This is a genomic window from Kitasatospora sp. NPDC057936 (assembly GCF_042887525.1).
Taxonomy (GTDB): domain Bacteria; phylum Actinomycetota; class Actinomycetes; order Streptomycetales; family Streptomycetaceae; genus Kitasatospora.
The window spans coordinates 23104-48418 of record NZ_JBHVPD010000081.1; the positions used below are offsets into that span (position 1 = coordinate 23104).

Here is a 25315-nt window from a genome sequence, read left to right on the forward strand (position 1 = left end):
CGCTCAGCCGGTGACCGTCCAGGACACCGAGCGGGTCATGTACTTGTCCCGGAAGCCCTCGTCGCGCACCCAGTCCGTGGTGTCCCGGACGGTCGCCGTGACGGTGGCGGCGCGGCCGGCCGGGATGTTCAGCTGCGCCGAGTCCAGCCGCCCGCCGTTCACCGTCCGCGGATCCGCCGGGACGCCGTCCACCGTCCAGTCCACCCGCAGCTGGCGCGGCCCGGACAGCGGCAGCGGCCGGGCGTCCAGCTGCGGGCGGCCGTCCACCTCGCCGGGCGGCGGCACCGGGGGGTCGGTCGGGCGGATCCGGCGGTACAGCTCCTCGATGATCGCCTCGCGCGAGGGCAGGTTGTAGGCACTGCCCAGGGTGCGCATCACCGAGTCCTGCGTCGGCCGGTAGAGGCCGTTGGCGCTGCGGTACGCCCCGACCGTCCCGGCGCCGTCCGGGGACGCGGCGCCCAGCCAGCGCCACCACTTGGTCTGCTTCTTGCGCATGTCGTCGGCGTTGAGGGTCGAGAGGTTCGGGTAGTCGGCGTCGTCCGGCGCGGAGTCGTACTCGTCCCCGAGGTCCCCCACGGTGTGGCCGATCTCGTGCTGGATGATCCGCCCCGCGTCCGGGCTGCCGCCCGCCAGGGTGGTCACCCCGGTGCCCCCGGCGCCGCCGTACTCGGTCGAGTTCGCCAGCGCTATCAGGTACTGCGGCCCGGCGCTGTCCCCCGCCAGCCGGGCGGTGGCCGCCTCGTCAGCGCAGAGCAGCCGGGCGGTGCCCTCGCACCAGAAGTGCATGCCGAGCGGGGTCGAGGGGTTGCGGCCGCGGCTCTCGGTCTCGGCTATCCCGGAGACCGGCGAGAGCACCTCGACCCGCCGTATGTTGAAGAACGCCTGGTAGCTGCGGAACGGCTCGATGTCCATCAGCGAGTGCCAGGCCCGGTCCGCCTGCTGCTGGAAGAGGTCCTGCTCGGCCGCCGTGTAGCCGTCGCCGAGCAGCACCAGGGTGATCCGGTTGGCCGGGTCGCCGGTGCGGCGTATGTCGACGGTCGGGGCGGGCGCGGCGCCGCGCAGGTCGGCGCGCTGGGCCGTGTGCGGCGGCACCGCCCGGTCGACGGGGGCGCCGGCCCCGATCACGCCGAACGGCGAGGGGCCGACCAGCTCCAGGGCGGCCGGGAGTACGGCGGTGGACACCAGCACGAGCGCGGCCAGACTCCGAACGAGACGGCCAGGGTTGCCAGGCGGCATACGGGTGCGTCCTCGGGGCTCCGGTCACCCGGTGTCGCCCGGGTGGTGGAGCGGAGACGTACCCGACCCGGCGTGTCGCCCCCACCGGCGGACGAAAAAGTCACCGACCTGGCCGAACGATCCACATCGGACCAGTCATACCAATGAATCTGTCAGGGCTTCCGTGCCAGGCCGAGCACCAGGTGCGTCCCCAGCCCGAACAGCAGCCCCCAGAACGCCGAACCGATCCCGAACAGGCTCATCCCCGACGCACTCGCCAGGAACGTCACCACCGCCGCGTCCCGCCCCCGCTCCTCCGCGACCGCCGCCGCCAGGCTGCCCTGCAGCGACGCCAGCAGCGCGACCCCGGCGATCACCGCGATCAGCTCCTTCGGCAGCCCGGTGAACAGGCTCACCAGCACCCCGCCGAAGCTCCCCACCACGACGTACAGCGCCCCCGAGGACATCCCCGCGACATAGCGCCGCCGCGGGTCCGGGTGGGCCTCCGGGCCCGAGCAGATCGCCGCCGTGATCGCCGCGAGGTTGACCCCGGGCGAGCCGAACGGCGCCATCAGCAGCGACATCGCGCCGGTCGACCCGATCAGCAGCCGGTCGTCCGCCCGGTACCCGAAGGCCCTCATCACCCCGAGGCCCGGCGCGTTCTGCGAGGCCAGGACGACGATCGTGAGCGGCAGCGCCAGCCCCACCACGGCCGACCAGGAGAACGCGGGCACCGTCAGGACCGGCACGGTCGGCCCGCCCGACCCCACCCGCAGCGGCAGGCCGACCGTGACCGCCGCCAGCACCCCGCCCACCAGCAGCGCCACCGGCACGGCGTAGCGCGGCGCGAACCGCTTGGCCAGCAGGAACGCCGCGAAGCTCCCCACCACCAGCACGGGTGCGCCGTGCACCGCCCCGAAGATCCCGGCGCCGAACGAGAACAGGATGCCCGCGAGCATCGCGTTGACGATCCCCACCGGCACCGCCGCGATCAGCCGCCCGAACCAGCCCGTCACCCCGAACAGCGTCACCACGACCGCACACACGACGTACGCCCCGACCGCCTCCCGGTACGGGTACGCCCCGAGGCTCGTCACCAGCAGCGCCGCCCCCGGCGTCGACCAGGCCGTGATCACCGGCGTGCGGGTCCACCAGCTCAGCAGGAACCCGCTCACCCCGCTGCCGACGCCCACCGCCCAGATCCAGGACGCCGTGTGCGCCGCGTCCAGCCGCCCCGCCGAGGCCGCCGCGAGGACCACCACCAGCGGCCCCGAGAACGACACCGCGATGCACACCAGCCCCGCCAGCAACGCCGTCCCCGACGCGTCCCGCCGCAGCGACCGCCGCTCCCCGTCCCCGCCCGGCACCGTCCCCGGACGGACAGTCAGCTCATCCGTCATTCCGGCAGTATCCCGAAACACGGCTCCGGAAGGCTTCCGAAAAAACTTCTGAACCCACCTGCAACCACCGGCGGGGATGCGCGTCTATACGGATGAAGGCACGGAGAGCGAGACCGGCAGAGCCGGGGGGCGCTTCCGCTCAGGAGGAGCGGAGCCGGTCGTCTTCACCCACCACACCGTCAGACCCATGACCCTGGGGAGTCACGTCATGCGCACGTCCGTTATCACCCGCTTTGCGAAGAACACCCGCTCGCTCTCCACCCGCCGCACCCTCGCCGCCCTCGCCACCACCGCCGTCCTCGCCGGCGGCATCCAGATCCTCACCACCGACACCGCCTGGGCCTGCTCCGGCCCCTACCAGGGCCCCGGCACCACCATCTCGGCCGACGCTCGGGCGCGGCACCACGCGAACCCCCTGGACGCCGACATCATCGAGCCGAACCCGACCTCGCTGACCGCCGGTTCGAGCATCGAGTTCGGCGTGAAGCTGCTCAACCTCAGCGGAGCCGACTACGACAACGCCGCGTTCGGCCTCACCCTGAAGGACGACAGCGGCGCGAACCGCCTCCGCACCGGGGACGTGACCATCGAGGCGATGATCGACGGCACCTGGACGAAGCTCGGCATCGACGACGGATGCGGCGGCGAGGCCGTCCGGGTCGACACCGGGTCGTTGGGCCAGCACCTGGCCGACGGCCGGACGGCTCGGGTGATGTTCCGGTTGCACCTGGCCGCCAGTGCCCCGAAGGACCTCACCATGCTCTCGGTCACCGCCTCGCCCTGGGCGGAGGCCGGACCCGCCAGCAAGCCCGTGGGCGTGGGCATCAGGGTCCTCCACGCCAACGGCGAGGCCAAGCCCGCCGGCAAGCCCACGGTCACGGCGAAGCCGAGCGCCCCGGCCAAGCCCGCGCCCGGCAAGCCCGCCGCGGACGAGACCAAGACCGCCGCCCCGGCCGCGCCCACCGCCGAGGCCCCCAAGTCCCCCGTCACGAGCCCGACTTCCGCCCCGGCCACCACCGCCCCGGACGGCGCCACCGAGCTCGCACACACCGGTTCCTCCTCCACCAACGGCTTCCTCGCCCTGTCCGCCGCCGCGCTGCTCGCACTCGGCGCGGGCGTCCTGATCGCCGTCCGTCGCCTCCGGCCCCAGCGGTAACCGACGAACGGACACCACGAAGGGGCCTTCCTCCACACGGCGGTGTGGAGGAAGGCCCCTTCTTCTCGCGCTAGCAGCAGACGTCCGAAAAACTTTTGAACTCACCTGCAACCACCAGCGCAGATGCGCGTCTATACGGATGAAGGCACGGAGAGCGAGACCGGCAGAGCCGGGGGGCGCTTCCGCTCAGGAGGAGCGGAGCCGGTCGTCTTCACCCACCACACCGTCAGACCCATGACCCTGGGGAGTCACGTCATGCGCACGTCCGTTATCACCCGCTTTGCGAAGAACACCCGCTCGCTCTCCACCCGCCGCACCCTCGCCACGCTCGCCACCACCGCCGTCCTCGCCGGCGGCATCCAGATCCTCACCACCGACACCGCCTGGGCCTGTGCCGGTCCGTACGAGGTGACGACTCCGGCCACCCCGGCCCCGGCCGCCACCCACAACGGCGACCTCACCGCTTCCTTCCACCAGACCCGGGACGGCCAGACCCTCATCGCGGGCGGCCCGAAGGTGGAGGTGGGCGTCGGCATCACCAACTTCACCGGTGCGCCCTACGAGAACGTCGCGGCGTCCATCTGGCTGTTCAACCCGGTGCCCGGCACCGGCCTCCGGACCGAGGACTTCACGGTCGAGGTGGCGTCCGGCGGGACCTGGAAGCCGGTCGCCCTCAGCCCCGGTTGCGACCCGTCGCTCCACACCAACGCCTCGCCTGCCACCGTCGTCAAGCACCTCGAGAACGGCCGGGCGGAGCACTTCACCTTCCGCATCGGCCTCTCCGCGAAGGCCCCCAAGAACCTGGGCAAGGTCAAGATCGGGGTCCTCGGACAGGCTCCCGGTTCCCAGGCCGTGGTCGGCGACTCGAACTTCACTTTCCCGGTGGAACACCCGGCCGCCGCCCAGCCCGTCCCGACCGCCACCGCCACCGCCACCGCCACCGCCAAGCCGAGCGCCCCGGCCAAGGCCAAGACCACTCCCGTCGCCCCGGCCAAGCCCGCCGCGGACGAGACCAAGACCGCCGCCCCAGCCGCACCCACCGCCGAGGCGCCCAAGTCCCCCGCCGCGAACCCGACTTCCGCCCCTCTCGCCACCACCGCGCCGGCCGGCACCCCCGAGCTCGCCCAGACCGGCTCCTCCTCCGCCAACGGCTTCCTCGCCGGCTCCGCCGCCGCCCTCCTCGCACTCGGCGCGGGCGTCCTGATCGCCGTCCGTCGCCTCCGTCCCCAGCGGTAACCGACGGACGGACACCACGAAGGGGCCTTCCTCCACACCGATGTGCGGAGGAAGGCCCCTTCCGTGGTCCTACCGGCCGGTCAGCCCCAGGTGATCAGGCGCTTCGGCTGCTCCAGGAGGGCGGCCACGTCGGCCAGCACCCTGGAGCCCAGTTCCCCGTCCACCAGGCGGTGGTCGAAGGAGAGGGCCAGCGTGGTCACCTGACGCGGGACCACCTTGCCCTTGTGCACCCACGGCAGCTCCCGGACCGCGCCGAAGGCGAGGATCGCGGCCTCGCCCGGGTTGAGGATCGGGGTGCCGGTGTCGACGCCGAAGACGCCGACGTTGGTGATGGTGACCGTGCCGCCCTGCATGTCGGCCGGCGAGGTCTTGCCCTGGCGGGCGGTCTCGACCAGTTCGCCGAGCGACGTGGCCAGCCCGGTCAGGGTCTTGGCGCCGGCGTCCTTGATGTTGGGCACGATCAGGCCGCGCGGGGTGGCCGCGGCGATGCCGAGGTTCACCTGGCCCTTGATGACGATCTCCTGGGCCGCCTCGTCCCACTGCGCGTTGATCTCGGGGTGCCGCTTGATCGCGGTGAGCAGCGCCTTGGCGACGATCAGCAGCGGGCTGACCCGGACGTCCCGGCCCAGCTCGCCGCTCTCCTTGAGCCGGCGGACGAACTTCATCGTGCGGGTCACGTCGACCTGGACGAACTCGGTGACGTGCGGCGCGGTGAACGCCGAGGCCACCATGGCCTGCGCGGTGGCCTTGCGGACGCCCTTGATCGGCACCCGGACGTCGCCCGCGGCGGACCCGGACACGACGACCGGAGCCTCGGCCGGCTCGGCCGCGACGGGCGCGGCGGCAACGACGGCGGCAGCGACCGCGGCCGGAGCCGAGGCCGCGGCGGCCAGGGCCGACGCGTGCGCGTGCACGTCCTCGCGGGTGACGACGCCGTCACGGCCGGTGGGGGTGACCGCGCGCAGGTCGATGCCGAGGTCCTTGGCCAGCTTGCGCACCGGCGGCTTGGCCAACGGCCGTTCGCCGGCGTGCTGTTCGGCCACGACAGGAGCCGCGACGGGAGCCACGACAGGAGCCGGAGCCGCGGGGGCGGCCGGCGCGGCCACGACCGTGGTCGTGGTGGTCCGACGGGCCCGGCGCTGGGCGGTGCCGGTCCGCGGACCGTAGCCGACCAGCACCTCGCGCCGCTCGGGCTCGGCCGGCGCGGCCGGCGCCTCGGCCGCCGGAGCGGCGGGAGCGGCGGGAGCGGCCTGCGCGGCGGGGGCGGCCGGAGCCGGGGCCCCGCCCTCCCCGGCGACCGCGACCGAGATGATCACGGTGCCGACGTCGACCGTCGCGCCCTCGGGGAAGAAGAGCTGCTCGACGACCCCGTTGAACGGGATCGGCAGCTCCACCGCGGCCTTGGCGGTCTCCACCTCGCAGACGACCTGGCCGTCCGTCACCGTGTCACCCGGCTTGACGTACCAGCTGAGGATCTCGGCCTCGGTGAGGCCCTCGCCCACATCGGGCATCTTGAACTCGCGGAGCGAGCGAACTTCGGTGGTCATCTTCGCTCCCCGGTATCAGAACGCGAGCGCGCGGTCGACGGCGTCGAGCACGCGGTCCAGGTCGGGCAGGAATGCCTCCTCGACCCGGGACGGCGGGTACGGCGCGTAGTAGCCGCCGACCCGCAGGACCGGCGCCTCCAGGTGGTAGAAGCACCGCTCGGTGAGGCGGGCGGCCAGCTCGGCGCCCATGCCCAGGAACACCGGCGCCTCGTGCACCACGACGGCCCGGCCGGTGCGCTTGACCGACTCCTCCAGGGTGGCGAAGTCCACCGGGGAGAGCGAGCGCACGTCGACGACCTCCAGGCGGCGGCCGTCCTCCTCGGCGGCCGCGGCGGCCTCCAGGCAGACCTTGACCATCGGGCCGTACGCGATCAGCGTCGCGTCGGTGCCGGGCCGGACGATCCGGGCGTCGTACAGGCCCAGGTCGGCGGCGTCGCCGACCTCGCCCTTGTCCCAGTAGCGGCGCTTGGGCTCCAGGAAGATCACCGGGTCGTCGGAGGCGATGGCCTGCCGCAGCATCCAGTGCGCGTCGTGCGCGCTGGACGGGGTGACCACGCGCAGGCCGGCGGTGTGCGCGAAGTACGCCTCGTGCGACTCGCTGTGGTGCTCGACCGCGCCGATGCCGCCCGCGTAGGGGATCCGGATGGTGACCGGCATCTTGACGTGCCCGAGCGCGCGGGCGTGCATCTTGGCCAGCTGGGAGACGATCTGGTCGAAGGCCGGGTAGACGAAGCCGTCGAACTGGATCTCCACGACCGGGCGGTAGCCGCGCAGCGCGAGGCCGATCGCGGTGCCGACGATGCCCGACTCGGCGAGCGGGCTGTCGATGACCCGGCCCTCGCCGAAGTCCTTCTGCAGGCCGTCGGTGATCCGGAAGACGCCGCCGAGCTTGCCGATGTCCTCGCCCATCAGGAGGGTCTTCGGGTCGTCCTCCAGCGACTTGCGCAGGGCGCTGTTGAGCGCCTTCGCGATGCTGAGCTGACCGGCCATCAGAGGTTCTCCCCCGCCTCGAAGGAGGCCGCGTACTGGACGTACTCGGCCCGTTCCTCATCGACCAGCCCGTGCGGCTCGCTGTACACGTGGTCGAAGATCAGCGTCGGGTCCGGGTCCGGCATGCTGCGCACGCCCTCGCGCACCCGCAGCCCCAGCTGCTCGCTCTCGGCGTCGATCGCGGCGAAGAACTCCTCGTCCGCGAGGCCCTCCTTCTCCAGGAGGGTGCGCAGCCGCAGGATCGGGTCCTTGGCCTTCCAGGCCTCGGTCTCCTCGGTGAGCCGGTAGCGGGTCGGGTCGTCGGAGGTGGTGTGGGCGCCCATCCGGTAGGTGAACGCCTCGATCAGCACCGGGCCGTTGCCGCTGCGGGCGTGGTCGAGCGCCCAGCGGGTCACGGCCAGGCAGGCCAGCACGTCGTTGCCGTCGACCCGGACGCCCGGGAAGCCGAAGCCGGAGGCGCGGCGGTACAGCGGGATCTTGGTCTGGGTGGTGGTGGGCTCGGAGATCGCCCACTGGTTGTTCTGGCAGAAGAACACCACGGGGGCGTTGTAGACCGAGGCGAAGGTGAAGGCCTCGTTGACGTCGCCCTGGCTGGAGGCGCCGTCGCCGAAGTACGCGATGACCGCGTCGTCCGCGCCGTCCTTGGTGATGCCCATCGCGTAGCCGGTCGCGTGCAGGGCCTGCGCGCCGATCACGATGGTGTACAGGTGGAAGTTCTTCTCGTTCGGGTCCCAGCCGCCGTGGTTCACGCCGCGGAACATGCCGAGCAGGTTCAGCGGGTCGACGTCGCGGCACCAGGCCACGCCGTGCTCGCGGTAGGTGGGGAAGGCGTAGTCGCCGGTGCGCATGGCACGACCGGAGCCGACCTGGGCGGCCTCCTGGCCGAGCAGCGAGGCCCACAGGCCCAGCTCGCCCTGGCGCTGGAGCGCGGTGGCCTCGCCGTCGAACCGGCGCACCAGCACCAGGTCGCGGTAGAGGGCGCGCAGCTCCTCCGGAGTGGTGGTGAGCGGGTAGTCCGGGTGCTCGACCCGCTCGCCTTCCGGCGTGAGCAGTTGGACGAGCTCCGGCTGGGCGTCCGTACCCGTGGCGCGCAGGGTGTCAGGGACGGAGGGGGCCGCCTTCTTGCGGGCCCTCGCCGTGCTTTTGACGGTCACGTTCACTCCTCGGTCTGTCCGGCCGCCCGGGGTCGCCGGTGACCGGTCCGGTCACCGCCTCGCGGGGCGCGTGGGTATGCGCACCTGTTGCGGGGCAGGTGGTGATCCTGTTCCGACGGCGTCCCTCACGAGAACGTTACCCAGCGTCCGCCCTTGGCGCGCCTGCGCTAGGACGTCCTACTTGTTCAGGGCCTACAACCCCGTGGGTGCCGCGCTCGGCTCGCCGTCGGTTGGGTGGGGGTGACGGACCGCGTGACGCAGCTCTCAATTCGGGCGCCTTCAGGACACCAGCGCACGTTATCCGGGCGACGGCCCGTACGTAAGGGGGTTCTCGGTATCGGTTTCGGACCGGTCTGGCCGGAACACGCCCCTGGGGCAGTACGTACGAGAGGCCACTTGTAGGGTCATATGGGAGGTTTTGGGTGTGAGTGATAACGGACAAATCAGAGTTTTCCTGCTCGACGACCACGAGGTGGTCCGACGGGGCGTGCACGACCTGCTCTCGGTCGAGGACGACATCGAGGTGGTCGGGGAGGCCGGCACCGCCGCCGAGGCGATCACCCGGATCCCCGCCGTCCACCCGGACGTGGCGGTGCTCGACGTGCGCCTGCCGGACGGCAACGGGGTCGAGGTCTGCCGGGAGGTCCGCTCGCGGCTGCCCGAGCTGAAGTGCCTGATGCTGACCTCCTTCTCGGACGACGAGGCGCTGTTCGACTCGATCATGGCCGGGGCCTCCGGCTACGTCCTGAAGGCCATCCGCGGCACCGACCTGATCACCGCGGTGCGGGACGTCGCGGCCGGCAAGTCGCTGCTCGACCCGGTCGCCACCAGCCGGGTGCTCGCCCGGCTGCGCGACGGCGGCGAGAAGGAGGACGAACGGCTCGCCCAGCTCACCAAGCAGGAGCGCCGGATCCTCGATCTGATCGGCGAGGGGATGACGAATCGTCAGATCGGCAACGAGTTGCACCTGGCCGAGAAGACGGTGAAGAACTACGTCTCCAGTCTGCTCGCCAAGATGGGCATGGAGCGGCGCACCCAGGCGGCGGCCTTCGTGGCCCGGCACCAGGCCGACCAGCAGCACTGAGCCCGGGCAGCATCACAGTTCTGACGACTTGTCAAGGGCCCCCGCCAGGGGGCCATAACCTCTGGCTGTGACTTTCAGCCAGACCCTCGCCTGCGCCCCGGCCCGCCCCGACCTCGCCGCCCCGCCGATAGGGACCCTCAGCCCGCCCGTCCCGCGCGCCGCCCTGGCCGAGGTGCTGTGCCGCTACCCGATCGGACGGATACTGACCGCCGAACCGGTCGCCGAGGGCCTGCTCAACCGCGGCTACCGGGTCGTGACCGAGGCCGGTCCCCATTTCTTGAAGTGCTACGTCGACGCCGCCACCGCCAACCGTCCGAAGATCGTCGCCCACCACCGCGCCATGGCCGCGCTGCACGCCCTCGGCCTGCCCGTCGCACCCCCGCTGACCCGCACCGACGGCGCCGGGACGGTGGCCTCCTCCGGCGGCCGGCTGTTCGCCGTGTTCCCGTGGGTGGATGGCCGACACCGGCACGGTACGGAGCTCCCCCTGCCGCAGTGCGACGCTCTCGGCGCGCTGCTCGGCCACCTGCACGGCGCGCTCGACGACGTCTGCGCCCCGCTCGACCAGCCCGACGGCTACCGCAGCGCCGACCCGCTCGACAGCGCCGACCTCGCCCGCGACCTGCTCGGACACGCCCGCGCCCACCGCCCCCACGGCGACCTCGACGCCCTGGTCGAACGCCGGCTCGCCGAACGGCTGGAACTGCTCGCCGACCACGCCCACCGCCGCCCCGCCCCGCAGGCCGCCCCGCCCACCGGCTGGACCCACGGCGACTTCCACGGCCTCAACCTGCTCCACCCGGCGGCGCTCGACGCCCCCGGGGCGGACGGCGTCGTGGCCGTCCTGGACTGGGACAAGCTCGGCCCGCAGCCGCGCGCCGAGGAGGCCGTCCGCGCCGCCACCCTGCTCTTCAACGACCGGACGACGGGCACGCTCGACCTCGTCCGGGTCCGGCACTACTCGCAGGCCTACCGGGCCACCGGCGCCGCCACCCCCGAACACCTCGCCGCCGCCGCCCACCGGGTCTGGTGGGAGCGGCTGAACGACTTCTGGATGCTGCAGTGGCGCTACCAGCGGGGCGACCACCGGGCCGACCCGCTGTACCCCGCCTCCGCGGGCCAGTTGGCGTGGTGGTGCCAGGAGTACGAACAGGTCCTGGACGCCTTCGCCAACTGACCCCGGCCGGAAGCCGGTTCAGCCCCCGATCAGCCGAGCGTCGGCGGCGGCGTGATCGGGGGCTTGCCCGTCGGCGGCGCCGGCTGGCTGGTCCCCGGGTTCGCGCCGGTCGGCGTGCTGCCGCCGCCGCTCGGCGTCGACGGCGCCGTCGTCGGGGTGCTGGACGCCGACGAGGAGGCGGTCGGGGAGTGCGTCCCGGTCGGCGTCGGCGTCTGGCTCTGCGTGTGCTTGTTCGTCGGCTGCGGCGACATGTTGGTGCCGCCGTTGCCGCCGCCGTAGTTGCCGTTGTCGGTCGGCTGCGAGGGCTTCCGGCTGTTCGTGTTGGAGGCCGGCGGACTCTGGCTGCCGCTCGCGGGCGGCGTGGTGGCGTCGGTGCTGCTCACCGCCGGGGCGGGCGTGCTGGGACCGAGGTTGGTGCCGCCGCCACCGCCGCCACCGCCCCCGCCGCTGAGCGCGAGCGCGATGCCGACGCCGGCCGCGACCAGGACGGCCGCGATGCCGGCCACCCAGCCCCACGGCCCGCGCCGCCGCCCGTACCCGTCGTCGTCCCCGCCGTCGTGGCCGTCGTCGTAGGGGCCGCCGGGGCCCTGGTAGGGCGAGGACGGGGTGTGCGGGCCCGCGGGCGGCCGGCCGCCGTGGTACGGCAGCACCGAGGTCGCGTCGCCCGCGCCGATCGCGCCGAAGGCCGCGGTGGCCGCCGTCTGGTCCGGCCGGATCACCTGCGTGGCGCCGGTGTCGCCGGGCGCCGCGGGCAGCCCGGCCGTGGCGCCGGCCCAGCCGGCCCCGGCCGCGCCGTGCATCTCGCGCAGCGCGTGCTGGACGTGCGCGCGGAACTCGTCGGCGTCCTGGAAGCGGTCGTCCGGGTTCTTCGCGAGCGAGCGCAGCACGATCCCGTCGAGGCCGACCGGCACCCGGCTGTTGGCCTGCGAGGGCGGCACCGGCGGGTCCTGGACGTGCTGGTAGACCACCGAGAGCGGGGTGTCGCCGGTGAACGGCGGGCGCAGCGTCAGCAGCTCGTAGAGCATGCAGCCGGCCGCGTAGAGGTCGGAGCGGTGGTCAACCGGCTTGCCGAGGGCCTGCTCGGGCGACAGGTACTGCGGGGTGCCCATCACCATGCCGGTCTGGGTCATGGTGGTGGCCCCGCCGGTCAGCGCGCGGGCGATGCCGAAGTCCATCACCTTGACCGCGCCGGTGGTCGTGATGATCACGTTGGCGGGCTTGATGTCGCGGTGCACGATGCCGTGCCGGTGGCTGTAGGCGAGCGCCTCCAGCACCCCGGCGATGATGATCAGCGCCTGGTCGACCGGCGGCGCGGCCTCGTCCACCAGCAGTTCGCGGACGGTCCGGCCCTCGACCAGCTCCATCACGATGTACGGGGTGGACTCGTCGCCGAAGTACTCCTCGCCCGTGTCGTAGACCGAGACGATCGAGTGGTGGTTGAGGGCCGCGACGGCGTGCGCCTCGCGGGTGAACCGCGCCCGGGCGATGTCGTCCTGGGCGAGCTCGCCGCGCAGCAGCTTGACCGCGACGGTCCGGCCGAGCCGGATGTCCTCGGCGGCGAAGACCTCGGCCATGCCGCCGCGGCCGAGCCGGTGGGTCATCCGGTAGCGGCCGTCACCGACCGTGCCCAGCGGGGCGGCGGTGCCGCGCCCGGGGGTCTGCGGGCCGCCGGGCGGCACCGGCGGGAACGCGCTGGTCGCGGCGTCGCTCCCGGGCACGCTCGGCTGCGGGGCCCCGCCGGTCCGGCCGGCCGCCCGGGCGCCCTCGTCGTCGTCCGGATGCTGCGTCTGTGCCATCGCTCCTCGCCCCGGGCGTTCGCTCGGATCGCGGTGCCCTGTCGCTTTCGTATCCCCGAACGCTACCGCCTCCGGCGCGCGCCGTGACACGCCCGATCCGGCCGCGACCGGTCAGAGCAGGCCGGAGCGCTCCGGGGCGTCCAGCACCAGCACCACGGCGGACGGCGCGGCACTGCCGTACGTGGTGCTGTGGGTGTTGTTCTTCGCCTTGTTGATCACGATCGCGATGATGATGCCCGCCAGGACGAGCACGCCGATGATGATCATGATGACCACGGCCGCCGTCGAGCAGCCGCCCCCGCCGGCCGCCGGGGCCGGGTTCGGCCGGTACGGCGGCACGGGCTGCGGCGGCGGGGTGTGCGCGGGCCGCTGGAACGGCTGCGGCGTCTGGTACGCCGGCGGCGGGGTCTGGTACTGCGGCTGCTGCTGCGGGAAGGGGTGCGGCGTCTGCGGGGCCTGCGGACGCGGGGTCTGGTAGGCCGGCGGCGGCGTCTGGTACTGCGGCTGCTGCGGCGCACCGCCCTGCTGGAGGTACTGCGGGTGCGGCGTGGCCGGGTTCTGCGGCGCGGCGTGCACCGAGCGCGGGCCCTCGTTGATCACCAGCGGCGTGCTCGCCTGCAGCGAGTGCCCGCCGCCGCCCTTGAGCTCGGCGATCAGCCGCTCCGCCTCGTCCCGCATGGCCTCGGCGCTCGCGAAGCGGTGCGCCGGGTCCTTGCGCAGCGCCTGGGCCACGAACGCGTCCACCGCCGGCGGGAGCGACGGGTTCATCGTGGACGGCGCCGGCGGCTCCTCCTGCACGTGCTTGTAGGCGATCGAGAACGCCGAGTCGCCGTCGAAGACCAGCTGGCCGGTGAGCATCTCGAAGAGCATCACGCCGACCGAGTACAGGTCGGAGCGGGCGTCGACCGGCTTGCCGAGGGCCTGCTCGGGCGACAGGTACTGCGGGGTGCCGACCACCATGCCGGTCTGGGTCATCGACGTGACGCCGGATTCCAGCGCCCGGGCGATGCCGAAGTCCATGACCTTGACGTTGCCCTTGCGGTCGAACATGACGTTGCCGGGCTTGATGTCGCGGTGCACGAGACCCATGTCGTGCGAGGCCTCCAGCGCGTTCAGCACGCCGATGGTGACCCGCAGGGCCTCCTCGGTCGGCATCGCGCCGTACTGCGCGACGGCCTCGTTGATCGTCTCGCGCAGGCCCTTGCCGTCGATCAGCTGCATGACGATGTACGGCGTGCTGGAGCCGTCGGGGGCGACGTCCTCGCCGCTGTCGTACACCGTGACGATGTTCGGGTGCTCCAGGCGGGCCACCGCCTGCGCCTCGCGGCGGAACCGCTCCTTGAACGAGTCGTCCCGGCCCAGCTCGCTGTGCATGCTCTTCAGCGCGACCTGGCGGCCCAGCACGCTGTCGAACGCGAGGTGCACGGATGCCATGCCGCCCTCGCCCAGCAGCCGCTGCAACACGTAGCGGCCGTTGCCCAGGGAGTAGCCCTCGACCGCCGCGTTGCCGTGCTCGCTCATCTGCTGCTCCCCCTCGGCGCGGGCGTCACCGCCGCGACCGTGACGTTCGGTCTCGTCCGTACGTGCTGCGGTCCGGGCCCGTCGGCCGGCCCGGCCCCCTGCCGCGGCGGCTGCACCGGCCTGCGACAGGGGGCCAGGGTATCGGCTCCCGCCGACGGTGATCGGTCCAGGGCCGCTCCGCGGGGATCGACCCGGTGGCTACCCGCCGGTAGCCCGCCCGGCGGCGGGCCGTCCCGGTACGACCGGCGGGTGCGCCGTGCGGGCGCGGCCCGCGGGTGTCGCCGCGGGCCGCGGGTGGGCCTACAGGTACGGGCCGGAGCGGATCCCGCGGCCCTGGCCGGGCTCGTCCTCGTCCGGCTCGCCGCCGTGCAGACCGGGCGGCAGCGCCCGGCGCATCTGCTCCAGCTGCGCCCGCGCGGCCATCTGCTGCGCGAACAGCGCGGTCTGGATCCCGTGGAACAGCCCCTCCAGCCAGCCGACCAGCTGGGCCTGCGCGATCCGCAGCTCCGCCTCGGTCGGGATGGAGTCCTCGGTGAACGGCAGCGAAAGCCGCTCCAGCTCGGCGACCAGCTCGGGAGCCAGGCCCAGTTCCAGCTCCTTGATGGAGCTCGCGTGGATGTCCTTCAGCCGCGCCCGGCTGGCCTCGTCGAGGGGCGCCGCCCGGACCTCCTCCAGCAGCTGCTTGATCATGCTGCCGATCCGCATGACCTTGGCGGGCTGCTCGACCATCTCGGTCACCGGGAGCTCGCGCGGCCCCTCGCCCTCGTCGTCCCCCGCCGGGCCCGCGAACCCCTGGCCCACCGGCATCCCGTCCGGTCCGAGGATCAGCACCTTCTGGCCGTCCTGCGACGAGCTCTCGTTCATCGGATTCGTCATGAACAACATTCTCTCTCACTGGGGTTGGTCGGGCGGAAGCCCCCGGCCCGCACGGCCGGTCCCGACGGTACGCCCCGGCCGGCCCCTCGGGAATCCGTACGGATACTCAGTTCTCGCGCGCCGCACCGCCGCACCACCCCCCGATCCACCGCAACCCCGCACACAACCTCCCCCACACCCACGCGCGCCGCACCGACCCTCCTCCGCCGGATCCGAGCCCCCGCGCGCACGGCCGCCCCGCCACGCCGCCCGTCTCCCGTCGGGCGGTTACCAGCCCCTGCGCAGACGCAGGCCGACCAGGCCGAGGCCGCAGCCGATGAGGCCCAGGCCGGCGCCGAGGGGGAGCTGCAGGGTGGAGGCGTCGCCCCAGCGGGCCGGGATCACGGTGGGGGCGGCGATGGCCTGCGTGGCGGCCGTCGCGGCGGTGTCCGGGGCCGCGTCGTCGGCCGGGGTGTCCGGGGCCTCGGCGTCGGCGGTCCCGGGAGCCTGTTCGGCGGACTGGTCCGGGGCCTGCTCGACGGCCCCGTCGGACGCCTGGTCGGGCGCCTGGTCCGGCGCCTGCTGCGGCGATGTGTCCGGCGCCTGCTCCGGCGCGGCGGGCCGGTGGCGGTGGGCGCGCGGGTCCCAGTCGTCCGGGCGGGAGTGGGTGGCCGCACGCTCCGGCGGCGCGGCGGACGGGACGGCGCCCCCGGACCAGCCGGACCCGTCCGGCCCGTCCGACCGGTCCGCGCCGTCGGCCCGGTCCGCGGCCTCCGCCGAGCTCGCCGCCCCCGGTCCGGGGGCGGCGACGGCCACCGTCGCGGCGGCCAGCGGCAGGACCAGCCCGAGCACGGCCGCCGCGGCCAGCCGGCGGGCCCGGGCGGGGCGGCGGGAGGGAGCGGCGGGCAGCGGCCCGAGGTGCGCGTGCGTTGGTGCGGCCACGGTCGGAGGTCCTTCCGACGGCCGACCGCGCGGGGCGGGGTCGGCGGCGGGACAGCTCCGGACCAGCCTCACACACTCCGGCAATCAGGGCATTTCGGACGCCCCTCGGGTGCTGGTACCGCCGCACCCGCGGGGCCTCAGGCCCGCAGCACGACCTTGCCCACCTGCTCCCCCCGCTCCAGCACCCCGTGCGCCACCCCGGCCTCCGTCAGCGGCAGCACCCGGTCGACGACCGGCTTGACCACGCCCGACTCGACCAGCGGCCACACGTGCTCCCGCACCGCCGCCACGATCGCCGCCTTCTCGGCCAGCGGCCGCCCGCGCAGGTTGGTGGCGACGACCGCGCCGCGCTTGCGCAGCAGCGTGTTGAGGTCCAGCTCGCCCTTCACCCCGCCCTGCAGCCCGATGATCACCAGCCGTCCGTTGACGGCGAGCGCGTCGACGTTCCGCTGCAGGTACTTGGCGCCCATGATGTCGAGGATCACGTCCGCCCCGGCCCCGTCGGTGGCCTCCCGGAGCGCCTCGACGAAGTCCTGCTCCCGGTAGTCGATCACGATGTCCGCCCCGAGCTCGGCGCACCGCGCGAGCTTCCCGGCGCTGCCCGCCGTGACCGCCACCCGGGCGCCGACGGCCTTGGCTAGCTGGATCGCCATCGTCCCGATGCCGCTGGCGCCGCCGTGCACCAGCACGGTCTCGCCGGGCCGCAGGTGCGCGGTGAGGAAGACGTTGGACCACACCGTGCAGGCCACCTCGGGCAGCGCCGCGGCCTCCTCGAAGCCGAGCCCCTTCGGCAGCGGCAGCAGCTGCCCGGTCGGCACCGCGACGCGCTGCGCGTAGCCGCCGCCGGCCAGCAGCGCGCACACCTCGTCGCCGACGGCCCAGCCGGACACGCCCGGCCCGAGGGCGGCGATCCGCCCGGCGCATTCGAGCCCCGGGTACACCGGGGAGCCGGGCGGCGGGTTGTAGAAGCCCTGCCGCTGGAGCAGGTCGGCCCGGTTGACGGCGGTGGCCACCACGTCGACCAGCACCTCGCCCTCACCGGGCACCGGGTCCGGCACCTCCGCCCAGACGAGCGCCTCGGGACCACCGGGTACGGGAATCGTCATCGCATGCATGCCCCGAACCTACTGCGCACCGCCCCCGGCCCGGGGCAACGGCTTGGGGCCTGTCTTCGAACTCCCGCCTGCCGTGCGGGCGGACGACGGGAGTTCGAAGACGGGCCCCGACTCACCCCGCCGACTTGATGACGATCACCCGGTCGGTGAGCTGGAGCACGGCGGCCTCCGGCTCGGTGTAGTTGATCACCCGCCGGCCGCGGACCACCGCCACCACGAGGTCCTCGCACGCGCGCGGGCTGTGCCCGGCCTCGGCCCGGGTGACCGGCCGCTCGACGACGTCCAGGCCGTTGCCGTAGGTGAGCAGGTCCTCCATGACCGCCCCGGCGTGCGGGCTGAGCATGGACAGCCCGAGCAGCCGGCCGGCCGAACTGGAGCTGGTGACGACGACGTCCGCGCCGCTCTGGCGCAGCAGCGGCGCGTTCTCGTCCTCGCGGACGGCCGCGACCACGGTGGCGGCCTTGTTGAGCTGGCGCGCCGTCAGCGTGACCAGGACGGCGGTGTCGTCCCGCTCGGGCGCGACGACGACCCGGGCGGCCGTCGGCAGCGCCGCGCGCAGCAGGGTGTCGGTGCGGGTGGCGTCGCCGACGACGCCGACGAGCCCGTGCTGGGAGGCGTGTTCGATCACCTTGCGCTGCGGGTCGACGACGACGATCTCGTCCTTCTTGACGCCCTGCCCGAGCAGCGTGTCGACGGCGCTGCGGCCCTTCGTGCCGTACCCGATCACGACGGTGTGCTCGCGCACGGTGGACCTCCAGCGGTTCAACCGCCACTGCTGGCGGGTGCGTTCGGTGAGCACCTCTAGCGTGGTGCCGACCAGGATGATCAGGAACAGCACGCGCAGCGGGGTGATCACCAGGATGTTGGTGAGCCGGGCGCCCGAGCTGTACGGCGTGATGTCGCCGTAGCCGGTGGTGGAGAGCGTCACGGTCGCGTAGTACGCGGAGTCGAGGAAGTCGAGCCCGCCGCCGGCGTTGTCGTTGTAGCCGTCCCGGTCGAGGTAGACGATCACCGTGGTGGCGACCAGGACGGCGAGCGCGAGCAGCAGCCGCGAGCCGACCTGCCGGACGGCGGGCGCGCTGCGCCGGGCGGGCAGCACGATCCCGGCGTCCGCCCACGGTTCGGTGCCCGGCGCGGGCCCGCGCAGGAGCTTGCTCATGCGCGGGCCTCCTCGGTTCGCCCGCTCACGGAGCCTCCAGCAGCTCGACGAGGTCGCCGGCCCGCGCACCGCCCGGCGGGACGACGGCGAGCGCCTCGGCCCGGGCCAGGCCGCGCAGCATGGCGGGCCCGTCGAAGGCGAGCGGGACGACGCCGTCGGCGGTGCGCCGGACGGGCAGCAGCCGGGTGTCCGTCGGGTGCCCGGCCAGCGGGACGGCGGCGGCCGCGGGGGCCGGGCCGCCGGCGGGCCGGCCGCTGCGGGCGTGCAGCAGCGGCAGCGCGAGCGTGACGGTGCCGGCGACGGCGGCCAGCGGGTTGCCCGGCAGACCCACCAGGTGGCGACCGCCGGGGAGTTCGCCCGGGAGCCCGCCCGGTGGCAGTTCGGCGAGCAGCATCGGGTGGCCGGGGCGGACGGCGACGCCGTCGACCAGCAGCCGGGCGCCGACCTCGTCGAGCGCGCGGTGCAGGAAGTCGACCGGGCCGGCCGCGGTGCCGCCGGTGGTGACGACGACGTCGGCGGTGGAGTGCCGGAGCGCGTCCCGCAGCAGACCGAAGTCGTCCCGGACGGAGCGGACTTCGGCCACCTCGGCACCGCACGCCCGCAGCCACGGCGCCAGCATCGGTCCGAGCGCGTCCCGGACGAGACCGGGCCCCGGCACCCCGGACGCGACCAACTCGTCACCGAGGACGAGGAGTTCGACGACCGGGCGGCGGCGGACCGGGAGCCGGTCGTGGCCGCAGGCGGCGGCGAGGCCGAGCACCGCCGCGTCGACGGGGGTGCCGCCGGGCAGCAGCGCCTCGCCCCGGCGGCACTCCTGGCCGCGCGGACGGACGTCCTGGCCGGTGGTCGTCGGCCGGGGACCGCAGTCCCGCAGCAGCGCGCCGTCCGTCGAGCCGTGCTCGCGGCGCAGCACGGCGGTGGCACCGGGCGGCAGTTGGGCGCCGGTGGCGATCTCGACGGCGGTACCGTCGGCCAGCGGCGCGACGGCGGCCCGCCCGGCCAGCAGCCGCCCGGCGACCCGCCAGGGGCCGGGGCCGGCGACCGCCCAGCCGTCCATGGCGGAGGTGTCGAAGGCGGGCAGGTCGGTGAGGGCGGCCAGCGGCTCGGCGAGCGTGTGGCCGAGGGCGGCGGCGAGCGGCAGCACGACCGGCGGCAGCGGGCGCAGCCCGGCCCGGCGGGCGGTCTCGCGGGCCAGTGGCCAGGCCATGGTGCCGGGCCCGGCCGGGGGCGCGGTCACGGCGGTCTCCTCGAGGGCCGTCACGGCCGGCCCGGCCCGTCCGGCCCGTCCGGCGCGCTCCAGCGCTCGGCGAGCACGGCGGTGCGGCGGGCCGCCTCGGCGACGGCCTCGGGGCCGCCGCCCTGCTGGGCGGCCGCGTACCCGATCAGAAAGGCGGTCAGCGGCGCGGCCGGCCTGGCCACCCCGTGCGCGACCACCCGGGTGAGGTCCAGCAGGCCACGGACATCGACGTCCAGGTCGATCCCGAGTTCGGCGCGGACCTCCGCGATCCAGTCATCCAGCGTGCGCTCCATGCGCCCCATGCTGCCTGATCGGCGGTTTCCCCGGGATGTTCCCCCGGTGTGCGGGGCGCGTCGTTTCCCTCACGACCCCGCCCGCCGCCTGGTGAGCAACCGTCCGCAGCACCTGCGGCACGGTCCTCTGCTCCCCCTACCTCCCGTCCCGGTCCCACTCGCGGGCCCGTTCCAGGTCCTCCCACGTGTCGCAGTCGTACGCCACGTTGTCCGTGTCCGCGACCAGCAGCCGTCCCAGGCCGCCGGTGAGGCGGCGCAGCGGGAGGCCGGACGGGTCGCCGAGGGCGGCCAGGGCACTGCGCAGGGCGGCGGTGCGGTAGGCGGCGGCGAGGGGCTGGTCGCGGCCGCCGGCGTCCACCAGGACGGCCGCCTCGACCGTCGGTTGCGCGTCGTCGAGGGCGGTGACGAGCCGCTCGACCGTGCGCCGGTCGAGGAACGGCAGGTCGGCGGCGAGCAGCAGCACCGTCGCGGCGTCGACCAGGTCGAGCCCGGCCGCGACGGCGGCGACCGGCCCGCCGCCGGGCGGCTGCTCGCGGGTCCAGCGGACGCCGGTGCGGGTGGTGGGGCGGTCCGGGCCGACCACGACGGTGGTGCGGGCTCCGGTGCAGGCGGCGAGCACCCGGTCGAGCAGGGTGGTCTCGCCGACGGTCAGCCCGGGTTTGTCGGCCCCGCCGAGGCGCCGGGCGGCCCCGCCCGCCGGAACGATCACGTCGTACGGCGTCATGCGGCCAGTATCCGCCCTACCCGGCCGCATCCTCCTCGTCCCCCTCGTCCTCCTCCACATCGTCGTCCCCGTCCAGCGACTCCTCGGCCGCCCGCGCGACGTTCGCCGCCGCGCCCAGCTCCAGGACGACCGGCAGCGTCAGCTCCCCGTACCGCTCGTTCACCGCCGTGACCAGCGCCTCCGCGTCGTCCGGGTGCTCGGCCAGCAGCCGGTCGAAGTCCTGCAGGTACTCGCCGGTGAAGGCGAGCACCCGGGTCGCGTCGTGGCCCTGGTCGGGCGCCCGGTGCCCGGCGATCACCCGGTCGACGTCGAGGTCGGCGATGCGTCCGAGGTTGTGTCCCCAGGTGACGCGCTGCGCGGGGGTGGTGTCGGCGGTCCACACGTGGGTGCCGTTGTAGACGAAGTCCCCGGCGATCACGGTGCGGACGCTGGGCACGTGGACGACGGTGGAGTCGCCGCAGTCGCCCTGCCCGAGCATGAGCACGGGGATCACCTGGCGGTCGAGCATCAGCGGCTGCGGCAGCAGCGGGGCCGGGATCAGCGGGTGGTCGGGGATGTCGTCGCCGTACACGGGCTTCCACTGGGCGACCTTGGCGGCGACGGTGCGGTGGATGCCGTCGACGACCGCCGGTGCGGCGAGCAGCTGGGCCTCGGGGAAGAGCTTCAGCACCTCCTCGGCGCCGAAGTAGTGGTCCGGGTGGTGGTGGGTGACGACGATGGCGAGCAGGCGCCGCCCCTTGCCGGCCACCCACTCGGCGAGTTCGCGTCCGGCGCTGCGGGTGAGCTGGGCGTCGACCAGGATCGCGGTCCGCTCGCCGAGGATCAGGGTGGAGGTGGCGAAGAAGGCCGACTCGGGGCCGGTGAAGACGTCGATCTCCAGCGGCCGGACGGGCTGTTCCCCGGTCTCCGCGCGGTCCGCGTCGGCGCTCTCCTCGGGCGGGGACGACGTCACGGGTTGCTCCCTCTGGTCGGCGGCCGGGCTCTCTGCGCCCCACCGGTCTGCGCCCTACAGCATGGGAGAACGGGCGCCCGAATACGCGGAAGGCGCGCCCGTGCGGGCGCGCCTTCCGGCGAGGGTCACGTCGGCGGCCGGGCCGGGCCTCAGGCGGCGAGCTCCTTGGCCCTGCGGGCGGCGTCCTCCAGCGCGCGGGCCTTGGAGTCGGCGGCGTTCTGGACGAAGTCGGCCATCGCCGGCACCTTCGGCGCCAGGGTGAACTCGGGGACGATGAAGTCGACCTCCAGCCCGAGCATCCCGGTCAGCACCTTCTCCAGGTAGGTGGTGACGAACTCGTACGGCTCGCGCGGCGCGCCGGGCGCGTAGGAGCCGCCGCGGGCGGCGACCACGGTGACCGGGGTGCCCTTGGCGGAGGGCGTCTCGCCGGCGGTGCGGCCCATGAGGATGACCTGGTCGAGCCAGGCCTTGAGGGTGGACGGGATCGTGAAGTTGTACATCGGGCTGCCGATGACGATCGCGTCGGCCTGCTCCAGCTCGGTCATCAGCTCCTCGCGCAGGGCGAGCGCGGCGTCCTGCTCGGCGGTGCGGCCCCCGGCGGGGACGAAGGTCGCCGAGATCCCGTGCACGTCGAGGTGCGGGACCGGATCGGCGGCGAGGTCGCGGTAGACCACCGTGCCCTCGGGGTGCTGGGCCTGCCAGGCGGCCCGGAACGCCGCCGAGACCTCGCGGGAGACGGAGCCGTCGGCGACGGCGGACGAGTCGATGTGGAGCAGGGTGGGCATGACGGTACCTCCATCGGATAAGTAGCTGCCTTTTCCCCCGCAGCTGCAACTACCGTAGCAGCTTACTTTTCTGCAGTCACTAGGGATCGGTCAGGTACGCTGGAGCCATGTCCGAGCACGAGGTAGTGACCGACCGCCAACCGGCCGCCTCCGACGCGTGCGCCGAACAGCGCACCTGCTTCAACGTCGAGCTGGCCCTCACCCGGGTGTTCACGCTGCTCGGCAAGCGCTGGACGGGCCTGCTCGTGGGCGTGCTCAACCACGGCGGCCCCGCCTACTTCTCCGAGCTGCGCCGCGCCGTCCCCGGCATCAGCGAGCGCATGCTCTCCGACCGCCTCACCGAGCTGACCGAGGCCGGCCTGGTCCTGCGCGAGGTCGACGCGGGCCCGCCGCTGCGCGTGAGCTACCGCCTCACCGACGCGGGCGCGGCCCTGCGCCCCGCGCTCGACGAGCTGGCCGTCTGGGCCGACCAGTACCTCCCGGAGAGCGCCCTCAAGGGCGGCTGCTGAGAGTCGGCCCGACCCGCGCACGACCGCGGACACGACGAAGGGCCCGCCCGCTGTTCACACAGCCGGCGGGCCCTTCGCCCGGAACGTCAGGGGTTCAGCGCCGCTTCGCGCCCCGCAGCCGGGCCACCCGGTCCGCGATGCCCCACGAGGTCACCCGCCAGAGCGCCTCGATCACGATGCTGCGGCTCATCTTGGACGCGCCCAGCTCGCGCTCGACGAAGGTGATCGGCACCTCGGCGACCTTGAAGCCGGCCTTCACCGTGCGCCAGGCCAGGTCGACCTGGAAGCAGTAGCCGGCCGAGGCCACCTCGTCCATGCCCAGGCCGAGCAGCGTCTCCTTGCGGAAGGCGCGGTAGCCGCCGGTGACGTCGCGGATCGGCACGCCCAGCATCAGGCGCGAGTAGGTGGAGCCGCCGCGGGAGAGCAGCAGGCGCGACTTCGGCCAGTTCACCACCCGGCCGCCGGGCACCCAGCGGGAGCCGAGCACCAGGTCGGCGCCGCGCAGCGCGGCGAGCAGCCGGTCGAGCTCCTCGGGCTGGTGCGAGCCGTCCGCGTCCATCTCGACCAGGACGTCGTAGCCGTTGTCGATGCCCCAGCGGAAGCCCGCGAGGTAGGCCGCGCCCAGGCCCTCCTTGCCCTTGCGGTGCAGGACGTGCACGTGCTGGTCCTCGGCGGCCAGCTTGTCGGCGAGCTCACCGGTGCCGTCGGGGCTGTTGTCGTCGGCCACCAGGACGTGCGCCTCGGGCACCGAGGTGCGGACCCGTCCGACGATCCGCTCGACGTTCTCCGCCTCGTTGAACGTCGGAATGATCACCAGCACCTTGCCGAGATCAGCAAAACGCGGCTGGTTCACGGTCACGTACAAACCTCTCGGCCAATGGCGGGAGTGCCGGTCACCGTCGCGCCCGCACTCCGGAACGCCGCTCCCGTCGGCGGCCCGCCGAGGGGTTCCGCGGCGGAAACTGCTGCGCACGGTGGAAACAACTGGGTCCTGGCATCCTACTACCGCACCTGCCGGACCCCGGCCCGATCGCCGCCGCGACCACGGCACTCGCACCGGACGCCCGCCGTTTCCCCTCACGTGACGCGCGTCGGCTAGGGTCGATGCCTCGCCCCGGCCCGGACCGCCCGCCCGGCCCGCCGAGGACGATCCGCTGGCCGCCGATCCGGCACACCCCGCCACCGCAGCGAAGGAGTAGGACCGCGCGCATGGACAGGCTCGTCAACACCATCCGCCCGTACGCCTGGGGATCGGCCACCGCCCTCCCCGAACTCCTCGGGCAGGACCCCACCGGCGAGCCGCAGGCCGAACTGTGGATGGGCGCCCACCCCGGCGACCCCTCCCGCACGGACCGGGGCGCGGGGCCGCGCCCGCTGGACGAGCTGATCGCCGCGGACCCCGAGGGCGAGCTCGGCACCGCGACCGTCGCGCGCTTCGGGCCCACCCTGCCGTTCCTGCTCAAGATCCTCGCGGCCGGCATCCCGATCTCCATCCAGGCCCACCCCACGCTCGACCAGGCCCGGGCCGGCTTCGCCGCCGAGAACGCCCTCGGCATCCCGCTGGACGCCCCCCGGCGGAACTACCGCGACGCCAACCACAAGCCCGAACTCATCTGCGCGCTCGACGAGTTCGAGGGCCTGTGCGGCTTCCGCCCGGCCGCCGAGGCGGCCGCGCTGCTGGCCGGCCTGGCGGTGCCCGCGCTCGCCCCGGTCATCGAGCTGCTGAGCGCCGGGCACGAGCCCGAGGCGCTGCGCCGCGCGCTGGCCGCGATCCTCACCATGGACGACGCAACTGCGGCCGACGCCGTCCGGCAGGCCGCCGCGCAGGTGGACCTCGCCGCCAAGGAGGACCCGCAGGGCCCCTACGCGGCGTACGCCCGGATCACCCGCGACTTCCCCGGCGACCGCGGCCTGATCGCCGGCCTGCTGCTCAACCACTTCCGGCTGCACCCGGGCGAGGCCCTCTACCTGGGCGCCGGCGTGCCGCACGCCTACCTGCACGGCGTCTGCGTCGAGCTCCAGGCCAACTCCGACAACGTGCTGCGCGCGGGCCTCACGCCCAAGCACATCGACGTGCCCGAGCTCATGAAGGTGGTCGTCTTCGAGGCCGGCGCCCCCGACGTCCTCCACCCCACCCCGGTGGACGGCACCCCGGGCGAGGAGCTCTACCCCGTCCCGATCGACGAGTTCCGCCTCTCCCGCTTCCGGCTGGACGGCACCGACCGCGAGATCGACGGCCGCACCCCGCAGATCCTGCTCTGCACCGCCGGCACGGCCCGCCTCACCGGCCCCGACGGCACCGTCCTCGACCTCTCCCGCGGCGAGTCCGCCTTCCTCCCCGCCACCGGCACCCCCACCCGCCTCTCCGGCACGGCCACCACCCTCTTCCGGGCCACCGTGACGATCTGAGGACGGCGACCGCCGAACGCGAAGGGCCGGGGGCGGCTCACGGGTGCGCACCCGTGAGC

Annotated in this window: 22 protein-coding genes and 1 pseudogene; 6 read left to right on the top strand and 17 right to left on the bottom strand. The window is 74.1% G+C overall.

All coding sequences use genetic code 11. The annotated features are described in order from the left end of the window. Positions 1–3 precede the first annotated feature (3 nt). Positions 4–1182 carry a M64 family metallopeptidase gene (locus ACFVU9_RS33105; protein ID WP_380498513.1) on the bottom strand — a complete coding sequence of 393 codons (1179 nt, stop codon included), beginning with the start codon at positions 1180–1182 and terminating at the stop codon, positions 4–6. A gap of 206 nt (positions 1183–1388) precedes the next feature. Then, positions 1389–2615 (bottom strand): benzoate/H(+) symporter BenE family transporter, encoded by a 1227-nt coding sequence (locus ACFVU9_RS33110; protein ID WP_387599784.1) that lies wholly within the window; start codon positions 2613–2615, stop codon positions 1389–1391. Positions 2616–2823: 208 nt separating this feature from the next. Between ACFVU9_RS33110 and ACFVU9_RS33115 the strand changes: the two genes are divergently transcribed. Beyond that, positions 2824–3771: an LPXTG cell wall anchor domain-containing protein gene (locus ACFVU9_RS33115; protein ID WP_380445562.1), complete on the top strand. Its 948-nt coding sequence runs from the start codon at positions 2824–2826 to the stop codon at positions 3769–3771. A 255-nt stretch (positions 3772–4026) separates the two neighbouring features. After that, positions 4027–5007, top strand: coding sequence for an LAETG motif-containing sortase-dependent surface protein (locus ACFVU9_RS33120; RefSeq protein WP_387599787.1), 981 nt, complete (start codon positions 4027–4029; stop codon positions 5005–5007). A gap of 80 nt (positions 5008–5087) precedes the next feature. On the opposite strand, the gene ACFVU9_RS33125 is transcribed toward ACFVU9_RS33120, so the two are convergent. Genes ACFVU9_RS33125 through pdhA form a run of 3 tightly spaced genes read right to left on the bottom strand, consistent with a single transcriptional unit; the run spans position 5088 to position 8698 of the window. Further along, a complete protein-coding gene (locus ACFVU9_RS33125; protein ID WP_387599790.1) occupies positions 5088–6554 on the bottom strand; it encodes a dihydrolipoamide acetyltransferase family protein in 1467 nt (488 codons plus the stop codon). 15 nt (positions 6555–6569) lie between these two features. Then, positions 6570–7544 carry an alpha-ketoacid dehydrogenase subunit beta gene (locus ACFVU9_RS33130; RefSeq protein WP_380441665.1) on the bottom strand — a complete coding sequence of 325 codons (975 nt, stop codon included), beginning with the start codon at positions 7542–7544 and terminating at the stop codon, positions 6570–6572. Further along, positions 7544–8698, bottom strand: coding sequence for a pyruvate dehydrogenase (acetyl-transferring) E1 component subunit alpha (gene pdhA / locus ACFVU9_RS33135; protein ID WP_387599793.1), 1155 nt, complete (start codon positions 8696–8698; stop codon positions 7544–7546). The genes ACFVU9_RS33130 and pdhA overlap by 1 nt, the downstream gene beginning before the upstream one ends. Before the next feature lie 424 nt (positions 8699–9122). On the opposite strand from pdhA, the gene ACFVU9_RS33140 reads away from it, so the two are divergent. Continuing rightward, positions 9123–9782 carry a response regulator gene (locus ACFVU9_RS33140; protein ID WP_380441668.1) on the top strand — a complete coding sequence of 220 codons (660 nt, stop codon included), beginning with the start codon at positions 9123–9125 and terminating at the stop codon, positions 9780–9782. A gap of 67 nt (positions 9783–9849) precedes the next feature. Then, the gene (locus ACFVU9_RS33145; protein ID WP_387599796.1) at positions 9850–10959 is read left to right on the top strand and encodes a phosphotransferase; all 1110 of its coding nucleotides are present in this window, start codon (positions 9850–9852) and stop codon (positions 10957–10959) included. A gap of 29 nt (positions 10960–10988) precedes the next feature. Here ACFVU9_RS33145 and ACFVU9_RS33150 read toward each other — a convergent pair whose 3' ends face one another. The 11 genes and pseudogenes from ACFVU9_RS33150 to ACFVU9_RS33200 form a co-directional block, all read right to left on the bottom strand. Further along, positions 10989–12755 carry a protein kinase gene (locus ACFVU9_RS33150; RefSeq protein WP_380441672.1) on the bottom strand — a complete coding sequence of 589 codons (1767 nt, stop codon included), beginning with the start codon at positions 12753–12755 and terminating at the stop codon, positions 10989–10991. A 111-nt stretch (positions 12756–12866) separates the two neighbouring features. After that, positions 12867–14276, bottom strand: a complete 1410-nt coding sequence (locus ACFVU9_RS33155) for a protein kinase (RefSeq protein ID WP_380498519.1) — start codon at positions 14274–14276, stop codon at positions 12867–12869. 300 nt (positions 14277–14576) lie between these two features. After that, the gene (locus ACFVU9_RS33160) at positions 14577–15152 is read right to left on the bottom strand and encodes a bacterial proteasome activator family protein (RefSeq protein WP_359970521.1); all 576 of its coding nucleotides are present in this window, start codon (positions 15150–15152) and stop codon (positions 14577–14579) included. A 267-nt stretch (positions 15153–15419) separates the two neighbouring features. Continuing rightward, on the bottom strand, positions 15420–16073 hold the full coding sequence (locus ACFVU9_RS33165; RefSeq protein WP_387599801.1) for a hypothetical protein: 654 nt from the start codon (positions 16071–16073) through the stop codon (positions 15420–15422). 137 nt (positions 16074–16210) lie between these two features. Further along, a complete protein-coding gene (locus tag ACFVU9_RS33170) occupies positions 16211–17188 on the bottom strand; it encodes an NAD(P)H-quinone oxidoreductase (RefSeq protein WP_380507168.1) in 978 nt (325 codons plus the stop codon). 112 nt (positions 17189–17300) lie between these two features. Next, positions 17301–18347, bottom strand: a complete 1047-nt coding sequence (locus ACFVU9_RS33175) for a potassium channel family protein (protein WP_380441680.1) — start codon at positions 18345–18347, stop codon at positions 17301–17303. A gap of 25 nt (positions 18348–18372) precedes the next feature. Then, positions 18373–19554, bottom strand: coding sequence for a molybdopterin molybdotransferase MoeA (locus tag ACFVU9_RS33180; RefSeq protein ID WP_387599812.1), 1182 nt, complete (start codon positions 19552–19554; stop codon positions 18373–18375). Positions 19555–19604: 50 nt separating this feature from the next. Further along, a pseudogene (locus ACFVU9_RS33185) lies at positions 19605–19902 on the bottom strand (DUF6457 domain-containing protein); the annotation flags it as partial. A 111-nt stretch (positions 19903–20013) separates the two neighbouring features. Further along, the gene (locus ACFVU9_RS33190; RefSeq protein WP_380441682.1) at positions 20014–20601 is read right to left on the bottom strand and encodes a molybdenum cofactor guanylyltransferase; all 588 of its coding nucleotides are present in this window, start codon (positions 20599–20601) and stop codon (positions 20014–20016) included. A 16-nt stretch (positions 20602–20617) separates the two neighbouring features. Beyond that, positions 20618–21553 carry an MBL fold metallo-hydrolase gene (locus tag ACFVU9_RS33195; protein ID WP_387599805.1) on the bottom strand — a complete coding sequence of 312 codons (936 nt, stop codon included), beginning with the start codon at positions 21551–21553 and terminating at the stop codon, positions 20618–20620. 149 nt (positions 21554–21702) lie between these two features. Further along, positions 21703–22338: an FMN-dependent NADH-azoreductase gene (locus ACFVU9_RS33200; protein ID WP_380498523.1), complete on the bottom strand. Its 636-nt coding sequence runs from the start codon at positions 22336–22338 to the stop codon at positions 21703–21705. Positions 22339–22445: 107 nt separating this feature from the next. On the opposite strand from ACFVU9_RS33200, the gene ACFVU9_RS33205 reads away from it, so the two are divergent. After that, positions 22446–22847 (top strand): winged helix-turn-helix transcriptional regulator, encoded by a 402-nt coding sequence (locus ACFVU9_RS33205; RefSeq protein WP_380498524.1) that lies wholly within the window; start codon positions 22446–22448, stop codon positions 22845–22847. A gap of 94 nt (positions 22848–22941) precedes the next feature. Here the strand turns inward: ACFVU9_RS33205 and ACFVU9_RS33210 are convergent, their stop codons facing one another. Next, a complete protein-coding gene (locus ACFVU9_RS33210; RefSeq protein WP_380441690.1) occupies positions 22942–23706 on the bottom strand; it encodes a polyprenol monophosphomannose synthase in 765 nt (254 codons plus the stop codon). Between the two features lie 350 nt (positions 23707–24056). Here ACFVU9_RS33210 and manA point away from each other — a divergent pair, with 350 nt between their 5' ends. After that, positions 24057–25256 (top strand): mannose-6-phosphate isomerase, class I, encoded by a 1200-nt coding sequence (gene manA, locus ACFVU9_RS33215; protein WP_387599809.1) that lies wholly within the window; start codon positions 24057–24059, stop codon positions 25254–25256. Positions 25257–25315 lie beyond the last annotated feature (59 nt).

Excerpts from the sequence above, each read along its gene's own strand:
- ACFVU9_RS33110 (WP_387599784.1), bottom strand. The coding sequence starts at position 2,615 with ATGACGGATGAGCTGACTGTCCGTCCGGGGACGGTGCCGGGCGGGGAC.
- ACFVU9_RS33115 (WP_380445562.1), top strand. The coding sequence starts at position 2,824 with ATGCGCACGTCCGTTATCACCCGCTTTGCGAAGAACACCCGCTCGCTC.
- ACFVU9_RS33120 (WP_387599787.1), top strand. The coding sequence starts at position 4,027 with ATGCGCACGTCCGTTATCACCCGCTTTGCGAAGAACACCCGCTCGCTC.
- ACFVU9_RS33125 (WP_387599790.1), bottom strand. The coding sequence starts at position 6,554 with ATGACCACCGAAGTTCGCTCGCTCCGCGAGTTCAAGATGCCCGATGTG.
- ACFVU9_RS33130 (WP_380441665.1), bottom strand. The coding sequence starts at position 7,544 with ATGGCCGGTCAGCTCAGCATCGCGAAGGCGCTCAACAGCGCCCTGCGC.
- ACFVU9_RS33150 (WP_380441672.1), bottom strand. The coding sequence starts at position 12,755 with ATGGCACAGACGCAGCATCCGGACGACGACGAGGGCGCCCGGGCGGCC.
- ACFVU9_RS33155 (WP_380498519.1), bottom strand. The coding sequence starts at position 14,276 with ATGAGCGAGCACGGCAACGCGGCGGTCGAGGGCTACTCCCTGGGCAAC.
- ACFVU9_RS33160 (WP_359970521.1), bottom strand. The coding sequence starts at position 15,152 with ATGACGAATCCGATGAACGAGAGCTCGTCGCAGGACGGCCAGAAGGTG.
- ACFVU9_RS33170 (WP_380507168.1), bottom strand. The coding sequence starts at position 17,188 with ATGCATGCGATGACGATTCCCGTACCCGGTGGTCCCGAGGCGCTCGTC.
- ACFVU9_RS33175 (WP_380441680.1), bottom strand. The coding sequence starts at position 18,347 with ATGAGCAAGCTCCTGCGCGGGCCCGCGCCGGGCACCGAACCGTGGGCG.
- ACFVU9_RS33180 (WP_387599812.1), bottom strand. The coding sequence starts at position 19,554 with ATGGCCTGGCCACTGGCCCGCGAGACCGCCCGCCGGGCCGGGCTGCGC.
- ACFVU9_RS33190 (WP_380441682.1), bottom strand. The coding sequence starts at position 20,601 with ATGACGCCGTACGACGTGATCGTTCCGGCGGGCGGGGCCGCCCGGCGC.
- ACFVU9_RS33200 (WP_380498523.1), bottom strand. The coding sequence starts at position 22,338 with ATGCCCACCCTGCTCCACATCGACTCGTCCGCCGTCGCCGACGGCTCC.
- ACFVU9_RS33205 (WP_380498524.1), top strand. The coding sequence starts at position 22,446 with ATGTCCGAGCACGAGGTAGTGACCGACCGCCAACCGGCCGCCTCCGAC.
- manA (WP_387599809.1), top strand. The coding sequence starts at position 24,057 with ATGGACAGGCTCGTCAACACCATCCGCCCGTACGCCTGGGGATCGGCC.